21 protein-coding genes and 1 pseudogene are annotated in these 19,674 nt (G+C 37.0%); 20 read left to right on the forward strand and 2 right to left on the reverse strand.

Annotation, left to right across the window (positions count from 1 at the left end; genetic code table 11):
* Positions 1-35 precede the first annotated feature (35 nt).
* The 14 genes from aroC (at position 36) to LCM23_RS13550 (ending at position 13,018) form a co-directional block, all read left to right on the forward strand.
* Positions 36-1,208: a chorismate synthase gene (aroC, locus tag LCM23_RS13485; protein WP_224937431.1), complete on the forward strand. Its 1,173-nt coding sequence runs from the start codon at positions 36-38 to the stop codon at positions 1,206-1,208.
* A gap of 2 nt (positions 1,209-1,210) precedes the next feature.
* Entirely contained in the window at positions 1,211-2,293 is a 1,083-nt protein-coding gene (gene aroB, locus LCM23_RS13490; protein ID WP_224937432.1) for a 3-dehydroquinate synthase, read from the forward strand.
* A 2-nt stretch (positions 2,294-2,295) separates the two neighbouring features.
* Complete coding sequence (gene aroH, locus LCM23_RS13495) at positions 2,296-2,670, forward strand: chorismate mutase (protein ID WP_095372762.1); 375 nt, start codon at positions 2,296-2,298, stop codon at positions 2,668-2,670.
* Positions 2,671-2,690: 20 nt separating this feature from the next.
* Positions 2,691-3,791: a histidinol-phosphate transaminase gene (gene hisC / locus LCM23_RS13500; RefSeq protein WP_224937433.1), complete on the forward strand. Its 1,101-nt coding sequence runs from the start codon at positions 2,691-2,693 to the stop codon at positions 3,789-3,791.
* Positions 3,792-3,941: 150 nt separating this feature from the next.
* The gene (locus LCM23_RS13505) at positions 3,942-5,048 is read left to right on the forward strand and encodes a prephenate dehydrogenase (protein ID WP_224937434.1); all 1,107 of its coding nucleotides are present in this window, start codon (positions 3,942-3,944) and stop codon (positions 5,046-5,048) included.
* 26 nt (positions 5,049-5,074) lie between these two features.
* Complete coding sequence (gene aroA, locus LCM23_RS13510; protein ID WP_224937435.1) at positions 5,075-6,370, forward strand: 3-phosphoshikimate 1-carboxyvinyltransferase; 1,296 nt, start codon at positions 5,075-5,077, stop codon at positions 6,368-6,370.
* 155 nt (positions 6,371-6,525) lie between these two features.
* Positions 6,526-7,425, forward strand: coding sequence for a hypothetical protein (locus LCM23_RS13515; protein ID WP_224937436.1), 900 nt, complete (start codon positions 6,526-6,528; stop codon positions 7,423-7,425).
* Between the two features lie 21 nt (positions 7,426-7,446).
* Positions 7,447-8,709 (forward strand): tetratricopeptide repeat protein, encoded by a 1,263-nt coding sequence (locus tag LCM23_RS13520; RefSeq protein WP_224937437.1) that lies wholly within the window; start codon positions 7,447-7,449, stop codon positions 8,707-8,709.
* Between the two features lie 77 nt (positions 8,710-8,786).
* Complete coding sequence (locus LCM23_RS13525) at positions 8,787-9,329, forward strand: ReoY family proteolytic degradation factor (RefSeq protein ID WP_224937438.1); 543 nt, start codon at positions 8,787-8,789, stop codon at positions 9,327-9,329.
* A gap of 404 nt (positions 9,330-9,733) precedes the next feature.
* Positions 9,734-10,198 carry a YpiF family protein gene (locus LCM23_RS13530; protein ID WP_224937439.1) on the forward strand — a complete coding sequence of 155 codons (465 nt, stop codon included), beginning with the start codon at positions 9,734-9,736 and terminating at the stop codon, positions 10,196-10,198.
* 149 nt (positions 10,199-10,347) lie between these two features.
* Positions 10,348-10,845, forward strand: a complete 498-nt coding sequence (locus LCM23_RS13535; RefSeq protein WP_095372769.1) for a ubiquinol-cytochrome c reductase iron-sulfur subunit — start codon at positions 10,348-10,350, stop codon at positions 10,843-10,845.
* A gap of 13 nt (positions 10,846-10,858) precedes the next feature.
* A complete protein-coding gene (gene qcrB, locus LCM23_RS13540; RefSeq protein WP_191810886.1) occupies positions 10,859-11,533 on the forward strand; it encodes a menaquinol-cytochrome c reductase cytochrome b subunit in 675 nt (224 codons plus the stop codon).
* A gap of 36 nt (positions 11,534-11,569) precedes the next feature.
* On the forward strand, positions 11,570-12,337 hold the full coding sequence (locus tag LCM23_RS13545; protein ID WP_095372771.1) for a menaquinol-cytochrome c reductase cytochrome b/c subunit: 768 nt from the start codon (positions 11,570-11,572) through the stop codon (positions 12,335-12,337).
* Between the two features lie 75 nt (positions 12,338-12,412).
* On the forward strand, positions 12,413-13,018 hold the full coding sequence (locus LCM23_RS13550; protein WP_224937440.1) for a lipoprotein heptaprenylglyceryl N-acetyltransferase LhaT: 606 nt from the start codon (positions 12,413-12,415) through the stop codon (positions 13,016-13,018).
* 553 nt (positions 13,019-13,571) lie between these two features.
* On the opposite strand, the pseudogene LCM23_RS13555 reads toward LCM23_RS13550, so the two are convergent.
* Positions 13,572-14,006 (reverse strand): annotated as a pseudogene (locus tag LCM23_RS13555) (IS1595 family transposase); the annotation flags it as partial.
* A gap of 360 nt (positions 14,007-14,366) precedes the next feature.
* Between LCM23_RS13555 and ypjB the strand changes: the two are divergent.
* Both ypjB and LCM23_RS13565 read left to right on the forward strand, forming a co-directional pair.
* On the forward strand, positions 14,367-15,158 hold the full coding sequence (ypjB, locus tag LCM23_RS13560; RefSeq protein ID WP_224937441.1) for a sporulation protein YpjB: 792 nt from the start codon (positions 14,367-14,369) through the stop codon (positions 15,156-15,158).
* A 388-nt stretch (positions 15,159-15,546) separates the two neighbouring features.
* Positions 15,547-16,224 (forward strand): zinc metallopeptidase, encoded by a 678-nt coding sequence (locus LCM23_RS13565; protein WP_095372775.1) that lies wholly within the window; start codon positions 15,547-15,549, stop codon positions 16,222-16,224.
* 66 nt (positions 16,225-16,290) lie between these two features.
* On the opposite strand, the gene LCM23_RS13570 is transcribed toward LCM23_RS13565, so the two are convergent.
* On the reverse strand, positions 16,291-17,160 hold the full coding sequence (locus LCM23_RS13570) for a YitT family protein (RefSeq protein ID WP_095372776.1): 870 nt from the start codon (positions 17,158-17,160) through the stop codon (positions 16,291-16,293).
* Positions 17,161-17,401: 241 nt separating this feature from the next.
* Here LCM23_RS13570 and LCM23_RS13575 point away from each other — a divergent pair, with 241 nt between their 5' ends.
* From LCM23_RS13575 to bshB1, 4 genes are read left to right on the forward strand one after another with little or no spacing between them, the layout of a single operon-like run.
* Complete coding sequence (locus LCM23_RS13575; protein ID WP_224937442.1) at positions 17,402-17,752, forward strand: nucleotide pyrophosphohydrolase; 351 nt, start codon at positions 17,402-17,404, stop codon at positions 17,750-17,752.
* Positions 17,739-18,539 (forward strand): 4-hydroxy-tetrahydrodipicolinate reductase, encoded by an 801-nt coding sequence (gene dapB, locus LCM23_RS13580; RefSeq protein ID WP_224937443.1) that lies wholly within the window; start codon positions 17,739-17,741, stop codon positions 18,537-18,539. Before LCM23_RS13575 ends, dapB begins: the two co-directional genes overlap by 14 nt.
* Positions 18,540-18,556: 17 nt before the next feature.
* On the forward strand, positions 18,557-18,961 hold the full coding sequence (mgsA, locus tag LCM23_RS13585; protein ID WP_224937444.1) for a methylglyoxal synthase: 405 nt from the start codon (positions 18,557-18,559) through the stop codon (positions 18,959-18,961).
* Positions 18,962-18,963: 2 nt separating this feature from the next.
* Entirely contained in the window at positions 18,964-19,674 is a 711-nt protein-coding gene (gene bshB1 / locus LCM23_RS13590) for a bacillithiol biosynthesis deacetylase BshB1 (protein WP_224937445.1), read from the forward strand.

A 19,674-nucleotide genomic window follows, 5' to 3' on the forward strand; every position in this document is an offset into this window, starting at 1 on the left:
CATAATCCTTTAAAGCGTTGAAGGGGGAAAGAGTAATGAGATATTTAACTTCTGGGGAATCACATGGACCCCAATTAACAACAATTATTGAAGGCTTGCCTGCAGGGTTGCCATTACTAGAAACAGATATTAATGAGTCACTTGCAAGAAGGCAAAAAGGATATGGTCGTGGCCGTAGGATGCAAATTGAAAAAGATACTGTCCAGATTACATCCGGCGTTAGACATGGATATACATTAGGATCACCGGTTGGACTTGTCGTTGAGAACGATGATTGGAAGCATTGGACTAAGATTATGGGGCAAGCACCAATCGAACCGGAGGAATTAGAAGAAGTAAAAAGAAAAATAACAAGACCGAGACCAGGTCATGCGGATTTAAATGGTGCTGTAAAATACGGTCATAGAGATATGAGAAATGTATTAGAACGTTCATCAGCTCGAGAAACAACAGTAAGAGTAGCAGCGGGTGCAGTAGCGAAAAAGTTATTATCATCTTTAGGCATTGAAGTTGTGGGTCATGTTGTGGAGATCGGTGGAATCGTCTCAAATGTGAAAAGTTATTCTTCAATGGAAGAATTAAAAACAATAACTGAAGAGTCTCCAGTTCGTTGTTTAGACAGTGTAGCAGCAGAAGAGATGATGGCAGCGATTGACAATGCCAAGAAGAATGGTGATTCTATTGGTGGTGTCGTTGAAGTAGTTGTAGAAGGTATGCCTTCGGGAGTTGGTAGTTATGTTCATTATGATCGTAAACTAGATGCAAAACTTGCTTATGCGATGTTGAGTATAAACGCCTTTAAAGGTGTTGAATTTGGTATTGGCTTTGAAGCCGCTAAAAAGCCAGGTAGTCAAGTACATGATGAGATTGCTTGGAGTGAGGAGAAAGGTTATTATCGTAAAACCAATAATCTTGGTGGTTTTGAAGGAGGCATGACAACTGGTATGCCGATTGTTGTTAAAGGTGTAATGAAACCTATACCAACACTATATAAACCATTAGAAAGTGTAGATATTGATACGAAAGAACCTTTTAATGCTAGTATTGAACGTTCAGATAGTTGTGCAGTACCAGCGGCGGCAGTAGTGGCAGAGCATGTAATTGCTTGGGAGTTAGCAAGCGCGATTGTTGAACAATTCTATGCAGATCGCTTTGAGACGTTAAAGGATATAATTGCCGATCAAAAACGGTATGCAAAGGAGTTTTAAAGATGGTGCAGCTGCAAATTTCAACTCAACATCACTCTTATCCAGTCGTTATTGGTAGCGGCGCTATTCATGGTGTACAAGCATTCATTCAAGAAAATATGAAGGAAGTCACCAATATTGGCATCATTATTGATGAAAAGGTAGCGGATATTTATTGGAACGACTTAAAGGCAGCTTTTAATGAGCTGCCCTTCTCCGTTTACATTGCACCTAGCGGAGAAAATGCAAAGACTTTTGATGTCTATTATGACATTACCGGCTTTTTGCTTGAGAAAAAGCTCGATAGAAAATCGCTTATTATTGCTATAGGTGGAGGGGCAATTGGTGACTTGGCAGGGTTTGTTGCTTCTACGTTTATGAGAGGTATCCCTTTTATACAGATCCCAACAACCATTCTTGCCCACGATAGTGCAGTAGGTGGTAAAGTAGCCATCAATCATCCTTTAGGAAAGAATATGATTGGTGCTTTTCATCAGCCGGAAGCAGTTTTTTATGATTTAGAATTTTTGCAATCACTATCTTTGCAGGAAAAACGCTCAGGGTTCGCTGAAGTAATTAAGCATGGACTCATTCATGATGAAGTGTTTTATGCACAGATGCGTAGTGAACTCCATACGCTAGAAGAACTTTCTCCTACGTTACTTTCATCCTTTTTAACAAGAGGCATAGAAATAAAAGGAGAGTTTGTCGCAGCGGATGAAAAAGAAAAAGGTGTGCGAGCATATTTAAACTTTGGTCATACATTAGGTCATGCGATTGAGGCAGAAATGGGCTACGGCGGTTGGACGCATGGTGAATCGGTCGCAGTTGGAATGATTTTTGCTCTTAAATTAAGTCAGAAAAAATTAAATCTTTCATTTAATGTAGAAGATTTCACACAATGGTTACAGATTTTAGGATATACAACCACGATTCCTGTTCATATAAGTCATGAAAATCTATTAAAAAGAATGAAACAAGATAAAAAGAGTGTTGCAGGCCAAGTAAAGTTTGTGTTGTTAACCAGAATCGGGAAACCAGTTTTAGAGGATATTTCCGATGAAATCATACTAGAAGAATTGGCAAGCTTTCATAAGGGGGGATAAAGGTGATACGTGGGGTGAGAGGTGCGGTTACTGTTGAAAAGAATGAAGAAAAAGAAATAGTGGCAGCTACCGAGCAGTTGCTACGAGAAATGATTAAGGAGAATCATATAGATGCACATTCTGTCGTAAGTGTATTTATTTCTGTAACAGATGACATCACAGAAGCCTTTCCAGCAAAGGCGCTCCGGGCAATTGAGGGATGGACATATGTGCCCGTTATGTGTATGAGAGAAATTCCTGTTCCAAAAGGTTTAACAAAATGTATTCGGGTGATGATGCATGTGAACACGGAGATTGCTCAAGAAAAAATTTCTCATATTTATTTAGGAAATGCAGTATCATTACGACCGGATTTACAACAAGAATTAAATAGATAAAGAAGAGGAGTATGAGGAAAATGAAGTGGAAGCAGCAAATATTAAATTTGACCCCTTACCAACCTGGAAAATCTATAGATGAAGTAAAAAAACAATATGGACTAAGTGAAATAACAAAACTTGCTTCTAATGAAAATCCCTTCGGTTGTTCACCAAAAGCGTCAGAGGCAATTCAGCAACCTTCTGCATTTTTTGCTTTATATCCGGACGGATATGCTGCAAATTTGCGTGAAGCCCTAGCTAGTCATCTTGGTGTGAGTCAGGATCAATTAATCTTTGGAAATGGCTCGGATGAGACAATTATGATGCTTTCTCGTGCATTATTAAGTCCTGAAACAAATACTGTTATGGCTACACCAACCTTTCCTCAATATAAACATAATGCAATCATTGAAGGAGCAGAGGTACGTGAGGTACCGCTAAAAGAAGGGCAGCATGATCTAGAGAATATGTTAGCGCAAATTGATGAGCAAACAGCAATCGTTTGGGTTTGTAGTCCGAACAACCCAACTGGCACCTATATTCCCAACGATGAACTAGTGTCGTTTATTAGTAAAGTTCCTGAAGATGTATTAGTGGTACTAGATGAAGCGTATTGTGAATATACGACAGCAGAAGATTACCATGATTCCATTAAAATTGTTGAGGCTTTTCCACATGTCATCGCTCTTCGTACTTTCTCTAAGATTTATGGACTTGCTAGCCTACGTATTGGTTACGGGATTGCTCAAGCACCACTCATTCGCGCGTTAGAGCCAGTCAGGGAACCATTCAATGCCAACCGCTTCGGTCAAGAAGTAGCTATACAGGCGTTATCTGACGATGTGTTCATTGAAAAATGTAGACAAGAGAATCGTAGTGGATTAGCGCAATTTTATCAATTTTGTGAGGAAAACGGATTAGATTACTATCCATCCCAAGGAAATTTTATTTTAATTGACTTTGCTGTGGAGGGAAATCGCGTCTTTCAATCACTATTAGAAAAGGGCTATATTGTTAGATCGGGTCAAGCATTAGGTTTTCCTACAGCTGTTCGGGTAACAGTTGGATCGAAGGAACAAAATGATGGTGTTATACAAGCGATGTCTCAATTTCTATCAGAAATCAAGACAGTATCTTAATTAGGAATTTTTTATTTCAGAGGCGAAAATCGTCTCTGAAATTGTTTTACATGAAAAAGTATTTGTAGGGTAGTGGTATTTTTCTATTTAGCAATTTAACCTCATACCTTCGTCAATCAATGAGTTTTCTAACAAGAGGTGTGTTAAAACATGAATGGACAAGTATTTGTTATTGGTCTAGGATTAATCGGTGGTTCTATTGCACTTTCAATTAAGCATACTCATCTTGAAGCCAAATGTAGCGGTTATGATGTAAATAAAGAACAGTTAAAACTCGGTAAGATGTTGGGTGTAATTGATGAGTCAGTTTCAACTATTCGTGAAGGTGCTGAGAAGGCTGACCTGATTATTATTGCTACACCAGTAAATGAGACAAAAAGAATAGTAGAAGAGCTCGCATACATGGATCTTAAAAGAGATGTAATTATAACAGATGCGGGAAGTACGAAGAAAGAAATTATATCATCTGCCAATGATTTAAAACAAAAAGGTTTTACATTCATTGGTGGTCATCCGATGGCCGGTTCACATAAGAGTGGTGTATCTGCAGCCAGACGACTTTTATTTGAGAATGCCTTCTATCTTTTAACACCTGAACCGCATATTACGGAAGAGAAAATCGATCGTTTAAAAGAGTGGCTGACTAGTACAAAGGCAAAGTTTATTACAGTGACACCACATGAGCACGATTACTTAACAGGTGTGATTAGTCATTTTCCGCATATTATTGCTGCTTCTCTCGTTCGTCGAGCCGAAGAGAGTAGTCAAACACAAAAGCTGATTCCCCGCCTTGCTGCAGGTGGATTTAGGGATATTACAAGAATTGCTTCTAGTAGCCCAGCGATGTGGCGTGATATTCTCTTGCAAAATAATGAGGTGTTGTTAGATTTATTAGAAGACTGGAAGAAAGAAATGAACTATGTCTATGAAATGCTTACTACTGCGGATAATGAAGAGATCTTTCAATATTTCCAATCTGCCAAAACCTTTCGTGATGAAATGCCACAAAAACAAAAAGGAGCCATTCCGGCCTTTTATGACCTATTTGTCGATGTCCCTGATTATCCAGGTGTCATTTCGGAAATTACTGGATATTTAGCAAAGGAAGAGATTAGTATCACAAATATTAGTATTAGAGAAACGAGAGAAGAAATAACTGGCGTGCTTGTGATTAGCTTTCAAACAGAAGAGGATCGTGATCGTGCGATAGATTGCATAAATAGACAAACATCTTTTGAACATACAATTGGCATGTAACAATGTTAAAAAAAGGGTGATTAAGTGTGAGCGTAAAGAATTTGAATTTTACACATAATGGATTATCTGGTGAGATTCATATCCCTGGTGATAAATCGATTTCTCATCGGTCGATTATGTTCGGTTCAATTGCAAAAGGGAAAACAGTCGTTAAGAATTTTTTAGCTGGTGAAGATTGCCTTAGTACAATTGCTTGTTTTAGAAAACTTGGTGTTAAAATAGAGCATGAAAATCAAACAGTTATTATTCATGGTGAAGGTATGGACGCCCTAAAAGAACCAGAAGAAGTACTTGATGTCGGTAATTCAGGAACAACCATTCGTCTCATTATGGGTATCCTTTCTGGGCGCCCTTTTCATAGTGTTTTAATCGGTGATTCGTCAATTGGTAAACGTCCTATGACAAGAGTGGTTGGACCCTTAAAGGAAATGGGTGCTAAAATTGAGGGACGTCAATCAGGTGAGTTCACTCCCTTATCTGTTACAGGTGGTGAGCTTGAATCAATCACCTACACTTTACCAGTAGCCAGTGCTCAAGTGAAATCTGCCATCATACTTGCTGGATTACAAGCAAAAGGGACAACAAAAATTATTGAACCTGAAAAAACGAGAGATCATACAGAAAGAATGATCCATGCCTTCAGTGGAAAAGTGTCAAATGATAATGGAATGATTTCAGTTGAAGGTGGTCAATCATTTAAAGCAACGAATCTTATCGTACCAGGAGATATTTCCTCAGCTGCCTTTTTCCTAGCAGCAGGAGCTATCGTACCTAATAGTAAAATCGTCCTCAAAAATGTGGGTTTAAATCCAACAAGAACAGGTATCATTGATGTACTAAAAGAAATGGGTGCAAAAATGACGATTGAGCCTTATGAGAGTAACGGTCACGAGGAGCCTGCAGGTGATATTTTTATTGAAACATCTGAACTTAAAGGTGTCACAATTGATGGAGAAATGATTCCGAGATTAATTGATGAAATACCAATTATTGCCCTACTTTCGACACAAGCTACCGGGAAAACGATTATTAAAGATGCGCAAGAATTAAAAGTAAAAGAAACGAATCGTATTGATACAGTTGTGAATGAGTTGAAAAAACTAGGTGCAAATATTGAAGCAACTGATGATGGGATGATTATTGAAGGTCAAACTTCTCTATCGGGAGGAACTGTCGAGAGCTATGGTGATCATCGTATTGGTATGATGCTGTCCATTGCTTCATTAATTTCAGACGGGGATATAGAACTCTATCAGCCAGATGCTATCGCTGTTTCTTATCCAAGCTTCTTTGATCATATTGATCATTTATTAGTAAAGTAAATATAAATCATATCTATTCGCTTGTGGTACATGCCAATGATGACATACGGTATGCACCACAAGTTTTTCTTTTTGTGAGCGAAATGTAAAAACTAATCATATATTCTTGTTTTCATCATAGCTTGTCTAAAAAGATGAGATAAGGATGATGATAAATGGTATATATGATTGAGAACGTTTATCGACAGAATAAAAGCAAGGGCGCCTATGTTCCTACCTCTTACGTTATCGGTAATGAGAAAATCCTTTCCGTTAGAGAAGCACCCTTTAGGCAATATACGTATATGAAAATAGACGGAGATCCGTACGTGATTTCTCCTCCCCTCGTTAAGTATGTTGAGACAATACCTGACGATATGCCTAACTTCTTTCTTTCTGAGCTGATTTTAAAGGGATGTTTAGTGTTCATGACGAAAGTGGAAATAAGCTATAAACATCAATTAAAGTCAGCTATCCAACTGTTGGATGATAAGCTGAAAATTTCTCCAATTGATTATTTGTTAGGGGTGCAATTGCCATTGGCTTCACTGCAGCCAGACATGATAAGATTATTAAGAAAAGAAAAAATTCCTGCTGTTTTTGTGGAAATAACGGGAATCAATGATTTAGACGATATGCCATGGGGATGGGTGAAAGAAGCGTTCTTTCCTTACTTTAGTAACTTAATCCCTATTTTTAAGCATGTTGATAATGAAAAAGACTACCGTTTACTGCAACAAAAGTGGGTGTATTATATGAAAAAGCATCGCCTGCCATATGTGGCTCATCCATTGAAAAATGGTGAATTAATCAATGAGCAAACGCAAGCAACAATCGGTATATACCCTTTTAAAACACAATTACAACCTGGATTAGAAGCGAATTATAATTTTTACAAACGAGGCAGGGAAATCACAAATATTGAAGAATTAGATGTATATCATTATCATAGAGAGAGGCTGGTCATCTCATGTTTACGTGGGAGAGTCTTACGGGCAGGTGATTGGCATCATCCGCTTGAAGGATTTGGTAAGAGAGTCATGATTAAGACACCATCATACTACCAGCTATCATAATTGTATTGAAAGGATATAGATATGGATAAAGTAAAAAAGATTATAGCCTTGTTAGAAAATGGGTTACATGATGAGGCATTAGAAAAATATAAAGAAATACTTTCTCATGGTACACATGAAGAAAGGTTTGTTTTAGCGGAAGAACTGATGCAATATGGGTTTCTAAAAGAGGCACACCAACTAATAGAGAGGCTGTTAGATGCCTACCCTGAGGAAGGCGAACTGCTTGTAATGAAAGCAGAAATCTTCATTGATCTAGGAAATGAAGAAGAAGCAGTGCTCGTATTAGAGCAAGTAAATCAACAAGATGCTAGTTATCCACAAGCCTTATTATTGTTGGCAGACTTATATCAGATGGAAGGTTTATATGAGGTAAGTGAAAGAAAGTTATTAGATGCGAAAGCGATACTTCCCGAGGAGCCAATTATCGATTTTGCCTTAGGTGAGTTGAGTGCAGAACAAGGAAAATTTTTAGAAGCAGTTAAATTATATGAAAAAGTACTGACAAAAAAGGAGCTTATTGGCGGTGTAAACGTTAACCAAAGAATGGCTGAAAGTTTAAGTGCAGGGGGTGCTTTTGAAGAAGCATTGCCTTATTATGAAAAAGCGCTTGAAGAAAAGTTGGAAATACATACGCTATTTAGCTATGCATTCACAGCTTTACAAGCTGGTTATAATCAAGTAGCCATTGAGAAATTTAATGAGCTCAAAGAAATAGATCCAGAATTTCACTCGCTGTATTTACATCTCGCAAAGGCATATGAACGTGAAGAACAAGTTCAAGAAGCTTTAGCAACAGTAAAACTGGGAATTAAACAAGATGAATATAATAAAGAACTTTATTTTTATGGTGGTAAGCTAGCCTTGAAAATTCCAGATGAACAACTAGCAGTTGACCTCCTAAGAGAAGCGTTAGCGATTGATCCAGAATATATTGATGCTGCTATTGTGATTAATAAAGTTTTTATGAATAACGAGCGTTTCAATGATGTAATTGAAATTGCAGAATTAATGCAAAGCGCAGAAGTGATTGATCCACAACTATTATGGGATGCAGCAAAAAGTTATCAAGAAATAGAAGAATATTCACAGGCATTAAACAAATACAATGAAGCATATACTTATTTTAAACAGCAGCCGGATTTCTTGGCAGACTATGGATATTTTCTAATTGAAGAAGGAAAACGAAAGGAGGCTGCCGAACTTTTTAGTAAGCTTACTCGTTTGGAACCTCACAACGAAGAATATCAGGATATCCTGCAGCGGCTTTCAGATGAGTCGTAGAGGTTTGCATCATCAGAAAGTCTACCTGAAGCTTAAGTGAAAAAAAAATTAAAGCTGCAGCAGAGGAGGGAATCAAAATGACGGCCCCTGTATCTGTCAATGAAAAGAAAGACTTTATTCGTTGGTTTCTTAATCATTATCAGTTAAAAAGAAGAGAGTGTGTTTGGATTCTTAACTACTTAATGAGTCATGATCAATTAATGGAGAAGGTTCATTTTGTGGAACAGGCTCAGTATTGTCCGAGAGGATTAATTATGTCTACACATTGTGTCGATGAAGCGCCTTTTCGTTTTTACAAAGAGAATGTAATGACAACTGACGCAGAAAAGTCATTTCATGATATCCGCTTAAATAGAGAAGAAGATATATTTATTCAGTTGAACTTCCATGCTGCCAATAAAGCTCATCAATATGCAGCGGTGTTAGAAGAAAATCCTTTTATGCCAAAGACATTAAGAATAAGTGAAAAAGACCGTATGATAGCTGAAAGATTCTTAACAGAGAGCTTAGCGCGTTTTCAAAAGGAAAAATTACTCAAAGAAATTGATGAGGCATTAGATAAACAAGATAAAGAAAGATTTATTCTATTAACAACGAAATTGAATAAACTTCAAACATAGGTTTTTATTTATAGAAAAGTACAGACAAAAAAGATATGCTTCCTATTTTTTTAAGGGAGTCATATCTTTTTTTTGATTTCATTATATGTTGAGACGGAAGAGGATGAAATGAAAACAGGGGGCATATGATTCTTGTGAAAGCGAATAGGGAAGTCCCAATATAGCACACCAAGCTTTTAGAGTTTAATTCTACCACATTAAGAGTTTTAAAGTTTTAATTAAAATAATGGGCGTGACGAACCTTAGGAATATTAATAATACCTATACCATCTTCGTCTAAGTATAAAAAATATATTTAATGAATTCTGAAATGTTCAAAAAATAGACACTGTTGCCTTTTGATAGAAGGTCATTTCCGTGGTATGATAAATAAGGAATATTAAGGCGTAATTGGAGTGATTAGGATGAAGTGGCATACACAGGATATACAATTGTTTTTGAAAGAAAGAGATTATATTGATACAGTCATACTTCCTCTTTATCCGGTATCTTTTGCAGATGATATCCAGCAAACAGTGGCAATGACCGAATTTATTAACCTCTTATCTGGGCAACTTGAAAAGCAATTCAAAGGCAGAATTCTTATGTTACCAGGAATGAGCTATCTAAAGACCATTTCTGAGGAGAAACGGCTTGCAGATTTAATAGAATGGGAAAAAGAATTAATTTCTCAAGATTTTAAACATATTTTTTACATAACTTCTGATAGTGATTGGAAAACTGTAGAAGAACAGTTAGATGGAGGGTTAATTTGGATGCCTTCAATTCCGCTAGATAACATGGATGATCAGTACAAGCTTTCAATTTTAGAAGATCAGGTAAAACAATTACTGAATGTATTTGTGAAGAAATGGCAGAATAATGATTGAAGAGTCACATAAATCTCATAGTTGTGATGATTCAGTGAAGGATTATATTGACCTTCCATAAAGATTGATATATCATTGGTATGTCCTAGTTTTATATTGTGTTGAACTTTGTCCGTTGGACTTAACTTCATAATAGAGGGGGGAAAAGTATGAGCAAAAATCGTGTGACAAGACGTCAATTCCTTAATTACACACTCACAGGTGTAGGCGGGTTCATGGCAGCAGGAATGTTGTTACCTATGGTGCGGTTTGCAGTAGATCCGGTCCTACAAAAGAAAGGTGAAAGCGATTTTATTGCAACAAATCAGAAGGTTGCTGACCTAACAACAGAGCCTACTAGGGTTGACTATTCGTTTGAACAACAAGATGGCTGGTATTCTTCGGAAGAAACTGGAACTGCATGGGTTTACAAAGATGAGAATGATAAAGTTGTCGCATTATCACCTGTATGTAAACATTTAGGTTGTACAGTTAACTGGAATGGAGATAAGGCAAATGAAAATCATTTCTATTGTCCTTGTCACGGAGGTCTTTATACAAAAGATGGTACAAATGTTCCAGGTACACCACCAATTGCAGCACTTGATGTTTTTCCAACAAAAGAAGTAGATGGGTTCTTACACTTAGGTAAGGCAGAACCGCGATAAGGAGGCGTAATCATTGTTCAATAAAATTTATGATTGGGTTGATGAACGTTTGGATATTACGCCAATTTGGCGAGATATTGCTGACCATGAAGTACCTGAGCATGTAAACCCAGCGCATCACTTTTCGGCGTTTGTTTACTGCTTCGGAGGTCTAACGTTCTTTGTAACTGTCATTCAAATCTTGTCTGGAATGTTCTTAACGATGTACTATGTTCCAGATATCAAAAATGCTTGGGAGTCTGTGTATTATTTACAAAACCATGTAGCATTCGGACAAATTGTTCGTGGCATGCATCACTGGGGAGCTAGCTTAGTTATTGTTATGATGTTTTTACATACTTTACGCGTATTCTTCCAAGGTGCTTACAAAAAACCACGTGAATTAAACTGGCTCGTTGGAGTAGGAATATTCTTTGTAATGTTAGCACTTGGATTAACAGGCTATCTATTACCATGGGATATGAAAGCTTTATTTGCAACAAAAGTTACCATTCAAATTGTCGAATCAACTCCATTTATTGGTGAAATGTTAAAAACACTTATTGCTGGGGACGCATCTATTGTCGGAGCTCAAACGATAACACGATTCTTCGCCATTCACGTTTTCTTCCTACCAGCAGTATTATTTGGCTTAATGGCTGCTCACTTTATTATGATTCGTAAACAAGGTATTTCTGGTCCATTGTAAAATGAAATCTTCTATTAAAAGGAGGGGAATTATTACATGCATCGCGGAAAAGGAATGAAATTCGTAGGTGATTCCCGTATATCTGCTGAACGTAAGACTTTCATTCCGAAAGATTATTCGGAATATCCAGGCAAAACAGAAGCTTTCTGGCCAAACTTCTTACTAAAAGAATGGATGGTAGGAGCCGTTTTCCTAGTAGGTTTCTTATGTTTAACAATTGCGCACGAACCACCGCTTGAAAAAATCGCGGATCCGAGTGATACAGCTTATATTCCGCTACCAGACTGGTATTTCTTATTCTTATATCAATTGCTAAAATACACATATGCATCAGGACCATATAATGTTATTGGTGCATTTATTATTCCAGGATTAGTATTTGGTGCACTTGCATTGGCGCCATTTATCGATCGCGGTCCTGAACGTAGACCATCAAAACGTCCTTTTGCCACAGGTTTTATGTTACTTGCATTGGCGGGGGTTACCTTCCTAACATGGGAATCAGTTGCTCACCATGACTGGGAGGCTGCAGCAGAACAAGGAAAAATCGTCGCAGATGCTGAAGTCGATACCGAGGCAGAGGGGTATAAGCTCATGGAAGCGAATACTTGTTTAACTTGCCACGGTAATGAATTGCAAGGTGGTGCAGGTGCACCTGCTTTAATCGATGTTGAATTATCACCTGAAGAGATTAAAGATGTGATTCAAAACGGCCGTGGAGCTATGCCAGCAGGTATATTCACAGGTAGTGATGAAGAACTTGATAAAGTGGTCGAATTTATCGACAGTATAGAATCTGAATAAAGTGAAAAAGAAGCTGACCAGCAGTTGTCAGCTTCTTTTCGTATCGTACATAAAAAGTAGTAAGTGAGGTAGTCTATGAAACAAATATATACGATATTGGGTAATCGAAGCTTTTTAATTCTTCTCTTAATCATCAATATTGCCGGGACTGTATATGGTTACGATTGGTATATGTGGCAATTAGTTGATACACCAGCAATATTCCTTCCATTTGTTCCTGATAGTCCAACTGCTAGTTTGTTTTTCGTTATTGTTCTTATTGCTTTTTTATTAGGTAGAAATTGGCCTATTTTTGAAGCGCTCGCAATTGTTACACTTGTGAAATACGGTATCTGGGCAGTTGTGATGAATTTACTTGTGTTCCAAGTGACAGGTGAAGTGGAGATAACGGCACTCATGCTTATTGTTTCCCATGGTGCTATGGCTGTACAAGGTGTGCTCTATGCCCCTTTTTATCGCATAAAAGCTTGGCATCTTATAATTGCTGCTATTTGGACTTTGCATAATGATGTGATTGACTACGTTTTCTTTATGTTACCGAGATATTCTGTACTTAATGAATATATTCCGCAAATCGGTTATTTTACTTTCTGGCTTAGCCTATTTTCTTTAGGTCTGACCTATCTATTATGTATTCGAAAAGGGCGATATCAGCTGAAAATGCCCTCCATTCATCAATAACCTTTTATCAATAGGTTATGTTAAAAATTAATGTTGATAGTTATAGAAAACAAAGGAACTTCCAAGTAATGGAAGTTCTATTGCTTAATGTTTGCTTCTTCTATTATCCCAACCGTTAATTAAACACTTGTTACCTTGTTAATTCTAAAAAAAATTCATAACGAAAGGGTATATGTATAGTAAAGTGAGAATAAAAAAAGCAATCAAGCCTATTACGGATATTAAAAACACCCAAACTTTTTTTATCCTTAACTGTACATAAGCAGATACCAACACAAGAAACATAAAAATACAAATCAATGAACCCCAACCCCAATTATAAATTGCGGCTCGGTCTGGGTCTGGTGCAGCAATGCTAAACATTGGACCTATACCAATAAGAGCTACGAATATGAATATTAATACGTGTACCAAATATACTGCTGACCTAAACAATGAAACCACCTACTCTCTCCAGTCTCAATTATTAGTAAAAACAATCCTTTCTCCCTTAATTGGCCGTTTGCCGAATGAAAATAATTTCTATATCGTGAATTACTTAACTTGAATGTACATTGTTTTGATACTGTATGCTTTCTAAGACTTGAAACCAAGTGAGATAATTTTCTAAATATTTGGTTGCCACACCGTTAAAACGTTGTATCAACCTTTTAGCATTTCTTGATAATTGTTTACGTTCTGAATGTGATAAAGACCTTTTGTGCGTACTTTTCCATCTGATTTGAATTGATATATTTCCATTCCCTTTTCATTCGCGTAAACTTTAAAAGCTCTCCAGGCATCAGTACATCATACATTACCTTTTGAAAGCTTATGCCCAATTGCTTTATCTAAATTCCCTTTGGTTATTCTACCCATACCCAATGTACGTGATAATTGCTAGTTTATCACGATCTGTTGCGACTAGAACACATACTTGTTCTTTGCTTATGCCACGTTTCTTTGCAGCACCACCACGCTTACGAGGCTGTCTTCCTTTTATCTCCTTAGATGATGCAGTAAGTTTTTCAATTAGGTATTCTCTTAATCGGTGTTTCTCAGCTGGATTTAGTTTATGAATTGCTTTTAAAATATCAGTTACCTTCACATTCATCACCAACCTCGCTATTCATAGCTTATTCATAGCCTGTTTGTTCGATTATAACGAATATCAACAACAAAGATTAACATAGCCTATCAATAGAAAAATAAAGTTAGAACTTCCATATAGAAGTCTTCTAGCTTTATTTCCTCATTATTGCCAATATTGCTTCTAGTGTTTCGTAGATAAATCTATTGATTAATGGTCTAACCTTGTCCACATCGTCATACAATGCTATTAGCAATCCGATAAGGAGGACAGGTACGTATGAAATGGAGAGTTGTGGCTATTATTTTAGTTATTGCACTCATTTTCCCTTACATGATAGTAGCAGAGACAGAAAATGACGATGGCATGATGAATCAATTGGATCTATTATCAGATGAAGTTCTACACTTGGTTAAAGCGCAAAAATATGAAGAGGCTAGTAGAATGTTGAATTATTTCACAGACCAATTTGTATTGGCTACAAGCACATCAACTGCGATGACGAGGGAAAGTTTGAGAACTGTCACATCTGTTCACCAAGAAGTAGTTGAAGAAATAAAGAAAGAACAAAGCTCGTATGAGTCGAAAGTACAAAAAGCAACCAAACTTCGGATATTAATGGACGCCCTATCTCCTGCAAAAGAACCGATGTGGCATGAAATGAAAGGACCGATGTTAAGTACACTTGGGGAAGTAAGGGAGTCAATAGAAGCGGGTGATAGCGAGAGCTTTCATACACAGTACAATACCTTTCTCTCTCTTTATGATACAATTTACCCTTCATTAAAATTGGAAGTAGAGCCAGCAACTATTCAACAATTGCATACACGCATTCAATATATTGATCAATATCGTCGAGATGTAATGGTGAAAGAAGAAGGTAAAAGGGAACTAGAATTATTGAATAGTGAGCTAGAAGATATTTTCGATACAATAACAGATGATGAAGCTGATCCATCACTTTGGTGGGTAATTATTTCAACTGGAAGTATTATTATATTAACGCTTTCGTATGTCGGTTTTAAAAAATATAAGGGCGGAAAGAAAAAAGAAAAAAATCCAGAGAGCTAAGGCTAAACGCTTGAATTGTCTTATAAGAAAAAGGTAAAATGAAATCAAAGCATAAACATGATAAGCTTTTCCTTAAGGTAGATTAAAGAAGGAAAAGGCAATGGGAGAATGAGATGGCAGGAAAAATGGACTTTCATCTTGAGGCATCTAGAGACGAAGCTACCCATTTTTTTTTGAATTGTTTGTAAGCAAGAATGTACCAATTATCAAGTTTTTTTTAGAAACAAGCATCCATGTAAAGTCGTGTTTTCACTATTTACAAAGCCATTCTGTCATACTGAGTGACTAACTAAAAGCTTTTAGCTTAGTATGTGAATATTTCTTCCAGTGTTTGTCTACATGATGCACATGTAGATGAGAAGCTTATACTTTATTAGGAGGTTCACCTATGTCGTTTTTGATTTACTTTATCATTATTATGATTGTCCCGATTGCTATTCAAATGTACTTGAAGAAGACGTATAAGAAACATTTACAAATATCTACTTCTTCAAATATGACTGGAGCAGAAGCGGCTAGAAAAGTTTTAGATGAAAATGGGCTTTATAATGTCTCTATCGAACCAGTAAAGGGGCAACTTTCAGACCATTATGATCCGAGGGATAAGACCGTGAGATTATCTGAGGATAATTATTATGGATCTTCCATTGCTTCCGTATCAGTGGCGACACACGAAGTGGGTCATGCCATTCAAGATGCTGAAGACTACGCTTTCTTACGCTTTAGACATGCGCTTGTTCCAGTTGCAAACATTGGCTCTAACTTATCCTTCTTTTTCATCTTAGGAGGATTGTTGTTTCAATTTACTGGTATGATGTTACTTGGTATCATTTTCTTTGCTGCAGCGGTATTATTCCAGGTAATTACATTACCGGTTGAGTTTAACGCCTCATCTAGAGCACTCAATGTTATGGTAAGCTCGGGTGTGATTAGAAATGATGAAGAGTCTGGCGCTAAAAAGGTATTAAATGCAGCAGCTCTAACTTATGTAGCGGCAACAGTTATCGCTGTTATGGAATTACTGCGTTTTGTTCTTGCTTTTATTGGCATGAACAATGATGATTAATAAATTTTAAAATGTAAAAGCAACTGCTCACTTGAGGTAGTTGCTTTTTGTTAGTTTTTAGTAATCTCAGCGTTCTAAAGGTTTTTTGTTTTCATCCAATGTGAATCCTTCTCCTAAGACATCGTGCACTTGTGATACGGTGACAAATGCATTAGGATCAACTGAATGGATAAGGTTCTTCAATTTAGTTAGTTCATTTCTAGCTACTACGCAATATAATACTTCACGATCCAGCTTAGTAAAAGACCCTCGACCTTTTAAAACTGTGACTCCCCTCTCCATTTCATAGAGAATTTTCGCTGATATCTCTTCATTTTTCTCAGAGATAATCATTGCACCTCTTGCAGAATAAGCTCCTTCTTGGATAAAGTCAATCACTTTCGCGCCAACAAAAACGGCAACTAGAGTATACATTGCCTCATAATATTTGAGATAAAAAATCAGTGATAATGCAATCACACAAAAGTCAAACACAAACATCGTTTTACCCATGGAAGTACCGGTATACTTATTAACAAGTCGTGCAATAATATCAACGCCACCCGTTGTTCCACCATACCTGAAAATTATACCGAGACCAACACCGATAAAAACACCTGCGAACAGTGCAGCTAAAGTAAGATCATTCTTTAATGGCATATGTATTTGATATCTTTGGAATATTTCAAGGAAAAGAGAAACGCCTAGCGTTCCAATAATCGTATAGATAAATGCTTTTTTACCTAGTAGTTTCCATCCTATAAAAAATAAAGGAATATTTAATATCAAATTCGTATAAGATGGATTCCAATCAAATAGGAAATACAATAAGAGCGTGATACCTGTAAAGCCACCTTCTGCTAAGTTGTTTTGCATATTAAAGTGAACAATACCGAAAGAGAATATACTAGCGCCAAACAGAATAAGGATAATATTCTTAATTTTCAATCCAAACATTCACAGTGCCCTCCGAAATGATGAAATATATTACTTGCCATCTCATTATATAGATTCAATAGAGGATAAGCAATCACGCTTGACAGGGGAGCAAGGCAGCACATTCTCTCATTCATAGACTATTTTTATGGGACAGAAATAAAGAATTAAACGATAGGAATTGTAAAAATGGCTATGTTTAGCTAACATGGAGAGTGTGAATAAAATGATTTGAAAAGGTATGTATATGAGGTGAGAAGCAATGAGTAAGTCGATGGAAGAATTACAGAGGGAAGTAGATACCTATATTGGGCAATTTAAAGAGGGGTATTTTAGTCCACTTGCTATGGTGGCAAGATTGACAGAGGAATTAGGGGAGCTGGCAAGAGAAGTCAATCATACATATGGTGAAAAACCAAAAAAGAGTACAGAAAAAGAAAAGGCAATAGAAGAAGAAATGGGAGACATGCTTTTTGTTTTAATTTGTCTTGCTAATTCTCTAAATATAGATTTAGCAAAAGCGCATGACCAAGTAATGCACAAGTTTCAAACGCGCGATAAAGATAGATGGACACGTATTGAAGAAGGGGGAAAAAATAATGAACACAATTAAAATCGTGATTGCAGGTCCAAGAGGTAGAATGGGAAGTGAGGCAGTTAAGTTAGTTCAGAACAAAGATAATTATGAATTAGTAGCAGTTGTAGATCATAAAAATGATGGTGGCATTTTAAGTGATTTTAAAGGTTTTGAGGGAATCGATGTTCCTGTTTATTCTGATATAGAAAAATGTTTTAAAAATGAAGCGTGTGATGTTCTTATTGATTTAACCACGCCTGAAGTTGGTATGCATCATACGAAAACAGCGCTTACTTATGGAGTGAGACCAGTTGTTGGTACAACTGGATTTACCAAAGAGAACTTACAAGAACTAGAGGATTTATGTCATGATACCAGTTTAGGTGCGATTATTGCGCCAAACTTTGCTGTTGGTGCTGTGCTTATGATGAAGTTTTCTCAAATGGCAGCTAAGTACTTTAATGATGTAGAGATTATTGAAATGCATCATGATCAAAAATTAGATGCGCCATCTGGCACTGCTGTTAAAACAGCTGAGATGATTCGTGATGTAAGAGAGAGTAAGCAACAAGGACATCCTAATGAAAAGGAAACGCTAGCTGGAGCTCGTGGGGCTGATTTTGATGGAATGCATATTCACTCCGTTAGACTTCCTGGCTTAATTGCACATCAACAAGTAATGTTTGGTTCTAGTGGACAAACACTGCAAATTCGCCATGATTCATACAATCGCGAATCATTCATGAGTGGTGTAGCATTAGCTGTCGATACTGTAGTTAAAATTGATACGTTAGTTTACGGATTAGAAAATATTATGGAGTAAGTATGGAGGCGGTGCCGATGAACATTGCATTAATTGCTCATGACAAAAAGAAGAATGATATTGTGAATTTTTCTAAAGCGTATCAAGTTATTCTTTCACAGCACCAATTATTTGCAACTGGTACGACGGGTTTAAGGTTACAGCAGGAAGCTAATCTAACTGTGCATCGTTTTCAATCTGGACCACTGGGTGGGGATCAGCAAATTGGAAGTATGATTGCGCAAAATAAAATGGATCTCGTCTTGTTTTTTAGAGACCCGCTCACCGCACAACCACATGAACCAGATATTACGGCGTTAATCCGATTATGTGATGTTTACGCTGTACCCTTAGCGACAAATATGGGCACAGCGGAAGTCTTAATAAAAGGACTTGAACGAGGAGATTTTTCCTGGAGAGAAATTATAAAAGAGAGTGAATAGAAATGAACGAAATAAAGCTTGATATCCTTGCTTTCGGAGCGCATGCCGATGATGTAGAAATCGGCATGTCAGGAACAATAGCGAAGTATGTGGAAAAAGGTTATAAAGTAGGGATTTGCGATTTAACAGAAGCCGAGTTGTCGTCTAACGGTAATCCTACTCTGAGGAAAACAGAAGCAATTGCAGCAGGGCGAATATTAAATGTGTCTGTAAGAGAAGGACTTCATTTAGGTGATAGACAGTTATTTTTAACAAGTGAGCGTATCAAACAGGTAGTAGAAATGATTAGGAAGTATCAGCCGACAATTGTCTTTGCACCATATGAAATAGATAGGCACCCAGATCATGCGAATGCAACGAAAATTGTCGAGGAAGCAGTCTTTTCTGCAGGTATTCGTAAATATCAAACGAATGAGTATCAAACGGATCATAAAGTGAAAAGCTTTTACTATTATATGATTAATGGATTTCACCAACCTGATTTTATGATAGATATTACATCAACAATAGACAAAAAGATCGCCAGTTTAAACGCTTACCAAAGTCAATTCACGAAAACGGAGGGAGCTGTCGATACTCCGTTAACAAATGGCTATGTGGAAATGGTTGAAGCTAGAGAACGCCTATTTGGACAGCAAGTTGGTGTTAAATATGCAGAAGGTTTTATGGTGAAAAAACCTTTGATGATCGAAAACGATTTATTTGGAGTGTAA

It is taken from the genome of Cytobacillus kochii (assembly GCF_020171845.1).
In the GTDB taxonomy this organism is placed as follows: Bacteria; Bacillota; Bacilli; order Bacillales; family Cytobacillaceae; genus Cytobacillus; species Cytobacillus kochii.

Coding starts and splice junctions, on each gene's coding strand:
- aroC (WP_224937431.1), top strand. CDS start 36: ATGAGATATTTAACTTCTGGGGAATCACATGGACCCCAATTAACAACA.
- aroB (WP_224937432.1), top strand. CDS start 1,211: ATGGTGCAGCTGCAAATTTCAACTCAACATCACTCTTATCCAGTCGTT.
- hisC (WP_224937433.1), top strand. CDS start 2,691: ATGAAGTGGAAGCAGCAAATATTAAATTTGACCCCTTACCAACCTGGA.
- LCM23_RS13505 (WP_224937434.1), top strand. CDS start 3,942: ATGAATGGACAAGTATTTGTTATTGGTCTAGGATTAATCGGTGGTTCT.
- LCM23_RS13515 (WP_224937436.1), top strand. CDS start 6,526: ATGGTATATATGATTGAGAACGTTTATCGACAGAATAAAAGCAAGGGC.
- LCM23_RS13520 (WP_224937437.1), top strand. CDS start 7,447: ATGGATAAAGTAAAAAAGATTATAGCCTTGTTAGAAAATGGGTTACAT.
- LCM23_RS13525 (WP_224937438.1), top strand. CDS start 8,787: ATGACGGCCCCTGTATCTGTCAATGAAAAGAAAGACTTTATTCGTTGG.
- LCM23_RS13530 (WP_224937439.1), top strand. CDS start 9,734: ATGAAGTGGCATACACAGGATATACAATTGTTTTTGAAAGAAAGAGAT.
- LCM23_RS13535 (WP_095372769.1), top strand. CDS start 10,348: ATGAGCAAAAATCGTGTGACAAGACGTCAATTCCTTAATTACACACTC.
- LCM23_RS13545 (WP_095372771.1), top strand. CDS start 11,570: ATGCATCGCGGAAAAGGAATGAAATTCGTAGGTGATTCCCGTATATCT.
- LCM23_RS13550 (WP_224937440.1), top strand. CDS start 12,413: ATGAAACAAATATATACGATATTGGGTAATCGAAGCTTTTTAATTCTT.
- ypjB (WP_224937441.1), top strand. CDS start 14,367: ATGAAATGGAGAGTTGTGGCTATTATTTTAGTTATTGCACTCATTTTC.
- LCM23_RS13565 (WP_095372775.1), top strand. CDS start 15,547: ATGTCGTTTTTGATTTACTTTATCATTATTATGATTGTCCCGATTGCT.
- LCM23_RS13570 (WP_095372776.1), bottom strand. CDS start 17,160: ATGTTTGGATTGAAAATTAAGAATATTATCCTTATTCTGTTTGGCGCT.
- LCM23_RS13575 (WP_224937442.1), top strand. CDS start 17,402: ATGAGTAAGTCGATGGAAGAATTACAGAGGGAAGTAGATACCTATATT.
- dapB (WP_224937443.1), top strand. CDS start 17,739: ATGAACACAATTAAAATCGTGATTGCAGGTCCAAGAGGTAGAATGGGA.
- mgsA (WP_224937444.1), top strand. CDS start 18,557: ATGAACATTGCATTAATTGCTCATGACAAAAAGAAGAATGATATTGTG.
- bshB1 (WP_224937445.1), top strand. CDS start 18,964: ATGAACGAAATAAAGCTTGATATCCTTGCTTTCGGAGCGCATGCCGAT.